Raw genomic sequence first — 4,005 nt, 5'->3', positions numbered from 1 at the left:
GCAGAAGTATTGACAGCAAGAAGTTAAAACAGCAGGCTCTTGTCCATCAAGCTATAGTTTAGAAAGAACATGGACAGCAACAGATGCTTGTGGTTTGACAACAGTTCACACACAAACCATCAAAGTTGAAGATACAACTGCACCAGCGTTTGTAGAAACATTGCCAGTAAATATAACAGTACAATGTGATGCAGTACCAACAGCAGAAGTATTGACAGCAACAGACAATTGTGGAGTAGCTACGGTAACTTTTGAAGAAGTTAAAACAGCAGGCTCTTGTCCATCAAGCTATAGTTTAGAAAGAACATGGACAGCAACAGATGCTTGTGGTTTGACAACAGTTCACACACAAACCATCAAAGTTGAAGATACAACTGCACCAGAGTTAAGTGCAATGCCAATTGATATAATTGTAAGTTGTGTTTCTGAAGTTCCTGGAAATCAAAATGTAACAGCAAGTGATATTTGTGATTCAAACCCAGTAGTGGTATTTACTCAAAGTGAGTTACCTAATTGTAGTGGAGAAGTTATAAATACTTGGACAGCAACTGATGCTTGTGGTAATACAATAATTCATAATCAAAAAGTTACTATTGTTAGTAATGTAGATCCTGTATTTACTGGAGATTTACCTGAAGATTTAACGGTAGATTTTAATGAAATTCCTGTAGCAGCTGAATTAAAAGCAACAGATGCTTGCGGTAATGATTTAGCTGTAGACTATAGTGAAGTTGTTTCAGGTCAAGGTGAGGGTTGTTCAGGGAATTATACAATAATTAGAACTTGGTCAACTAAAGATTGTTCTAATAATTTAATTTCATACAAGCAAACAATATCAGTTGTTGATAATACAGCACCAGTAATTGTAAGTGCACCAGTTAGTGCTATTACGGTATCTTGTTCAGAGATTCCTGAAGCAGGAGAAGTTGTAGCTACAGATAATTTCAGTACAAATGTTCAGATCACTTTTGAACAAACGGTTACTGATGTTAGAACTAATGGTTCTTATCAAATAATTAGACTTTGGACTATAGCTGATGAATGTGGCAATACTAAGATGTATACACAAACTATTAGTGTAGAGCCTTTAAAAATAAGAGGTGAAAATGAAGCCAATGTTTGTATTGAAGATGGTTCAATAAACTTATATAGTTTAATTTCAGGAGTACCAAATAATGATAATGGTTCTTGGTCAGATGATGATAATTCTGGAGCATTAAGTGATTCAGAATTTAATCCTACACTTGCGGGTATTGGAGTTTATCATTTCACTTATACATCAGGATATGATACGTGTATATCATCTTACACTGTAGCTATCAATGTTAATGATGATTGTGTTGTTTTGGCATGTGAATCTCCAGAGACTATAAAAATTTCAAAAGTTGTTACTGCAAATAATGATGGTATAAATGATTACTTTGAAGTATCAGATGTAACTGGTTGTGGATTTGTTTCAGCTGTTCAAATATTTAATCGTTGGGGTAAATTGGTATTCGAATCGGATAATTATAAAAATAATTGGTCAGGTCATAACGAAGGAGGTGGTCCAACAATTGGATCAGCCGATTTACCAACAGGTACATATTATTATATTGTAAATGTAGTTGGTAGTGGTTTTAAACCAATAACTGGGTATATCTATTTAGGAACTAACTAATTTTAAATTAAATCTATGAAACGTATAATTATAATATTAGTAATTTTTATTGCAGGAATTAATAGTTCTAAAGCGCAACAATTACCACAGTTTACACAATATATGTATAATACTATCGCTGTTAACCCTGCATATGCAGGTAGTAGAGGGGTAATGAGCATTGTTGCTTTGGGTAGAAATCAATGGGTTGGTTTTAATGGAGGACCTGAAACTGAAACACTTTCTATCAATTCTCCTTTAAGAAATGAGCGAATAGGTTTAGGTTTATCGTTAATAAATGATAAAGCGGGTTACGAAAATTTCACCTATGTATATGGAGATTTTTCATATACCATTAATCTTAATGAGTCTGTTAAATTGGCCTTTGGTATCAAAGCTGGAGCTACTTATTATAAATTAGCAGACGAATTGTATAATGGTGTTGAAATTGGACAAGATCCATATTTTGATGAAAGATTAGATAGATGGAATCCAAATATTGGAGCTGGATTACTTTTCCATACAGATAAATGGTATGCTGGTTTATCTATGCCAAGATTTATAAATCATGATGTTAACAATCAAACTGATTATGCTGCACTTGAACAAGTACATTATTATTTAATTGGTGGCTATGTTTTTGATTTAGGTCAAGATGTTAAGTTTAAACCTTCAGTATTAGGAAAATATACACAGGGTGCTCCTATTTCAACAGATCTAACTGCTAATTTTTTATTCTATGAAAAATTATGGTTAGGTGCATCTTACAGAGCAAATGGAAAACAAGCAGCTTTTGGAGCTTTGGTCGATTTTCAAGTGACTGAACAATTTAGAATAGGATATACTTATGAAGTACCAACAGGTGAAATACGACCATATACATCAGGTTCTCAAGAAATATTATTGATGTATGAGTTTAGGTTTACAAAGAAAAATTTGAAATCACCTAGATATTTTTAACCAAATTTAAAATGAAAACCATGAGACATATATCACTTTTATTTATTGCTTTTATTTTAATAAATGCATCTGTATTTGGTCAAACACAAAGAGAGAAAAAAGCTGAAAGACAATTTAACGGCTTTTCATTTGTAAGTGCAATAGATACTTACGATAGAATGATTGAAAAAGATATTAATAAAGATTATGCGTTACGTAAATTAGGTGATGCCTATATTATGCTTAGAGAGCCAGAAAAGGCACTACCTATTTATGCTCAAGTTGTTCAACAGCCAAATGTGCCTTCTGAGTATTTTTTATACTACGCTCAAACTTTAAGAGCTAATGGTGATTACGATGCATCTAAAGAATGGATGAAGAAATACAAAGACGCTGGTAATAAAGAGAGTTCAATAGTTAAGAATTTTTTTAAGAACAACGATTTAGCAAGTGGTATTTTTAATTCAGTTGAAAAAAATACCATAAATAAGGTGAATTTTAATTCAAAATATAATGATTTTGGAGCCTATGTTATTAATCAACAATTGGTTTTTGCATCTTCTAGACATGAAGCAGCCGCTATTAAAAGAGTGTATGCTTGGGATAAACAACCTTTGCTTGATGTTTATGTAGCCAATATTGAAAATGGATCTAATGAAAAAGCAACACCTTTAAGTGGTGATGTAAATACCGCATTGCACGAAGGTCCTGCAACATTTAGTGCAGATGGTTTAAAAATGTATTTTTCTAGAAATAATTCTGATCAAGAAAAAATGGATCTTAATGGAAGAGAAATTCGTCAGGTAGGAATTTATACAGCAGATTTTGTTGATGGAAAATGGCAAAATTCAAAACCAATTAGTTTAAACAATACGGCCTATATTGTATATCACCCAGCTTTAAGTAGTGATGGTAAAAAATTATATTTTTCATCAGACATGCCAGGTGGTTATGGAGGAACTGACATTTATGTTAGTGATATAAATGTAGATGGAACCTTTGGAAAACCTATAAATTTAGGTGCTGTAGTAAATACTGAGGGTAATGAAGCATTTCCTTTTTTACATAAAGATGGAGTTTTATACTTTTCATCTGATGGGCATATTGGTTTGGGTTTAATGGATATTTTTGCCGCAGTTACAAATGAAAATAATGAGATTGTAAATGTGATCAATTTAGGAGAGCCTATCAATAGTAAAAAAGACGATTTTGGGTATTATCTAGATGATGAAGGTTTTAAAGGGTATATTTCATCAAACCGAAAAGGTGGTCTTGGAGGTGATGATATTTATGCTTTTACAAGAATCCCTCCTTTAACCTTAAAAGGACAAATTTTTGATGCTGTTAACAATGAACCTGTTAGTGGAGCTAAAGTTATTTTAACTCGTGAAAATGGTGAAGAGTTGGCTTATTTTATTACAGGAGAA

3 protein-coding genes are annotated in these 4,005 nt (G+C 32.5%); all 3 read left to right on the top strand.

What is annotated here, in order from left to right; translation table 11 throughout:
* Positions 1 to 94: 94 nt before the first annotated feature.
* A complete protein-coding gene (locus tag EC396_RS11830; RefSeq protein ID WP_129366900.1) occupies positions 95 to 1,660 on the top strand; it encodes a gliding motility-associated C-terminal domain-containing protein in 1,566 nt (521 codons plus the stop codon).
* Between the two features lie 15 nt (positions 1,661 to 1,675).
* Positions 1,676 to 2,599 carry a type IX secretion system membrane protein PorP/SprF gene (locus EC396_RS11825; protein ID WP_129366899.1) on the top strand — a complete coding sequence of 308 codons (924 nt, stop codon included), beginning with the start codon at positions 1,676 to 1,678 and terminating at the stop codon, positions 2,597 to 2,599.
* Positions 2,600 to 2,619: 20 nt separating this feature from the next.
* The coding region (locus tag EC396_RS11820) for a PD40 domain-containing protein (protein WP_164975260.1) at positions 2,620 to 4,005 on the top strand (1,386 nt) is incomplete at its 3' end.

The organism is Lutibacter sp. HS1-25, from assembly GCF_004121075.1.
In the GTDB taxonomy this organism is placed as follows: Bacteria; Bacteroidota; Bacteroidia; order Flavobacteriales; family Flavobacteriaceae; genus Lutibacter.
Note: the sequence above shows the minus strand (reverse complement) of the source record. Positions and strands in the feature narration are given on the sequence as shown.

Bases quoted from the DNA above. Each gene is read 5' to 3' on its own strand.
- EC396_RS11825 (WP_129366899.1), top strand. From the start codon at position 1,676: ATGAAACGTATAATTATAATATTAGTAATTTTTATTGCAGGAATTAAT.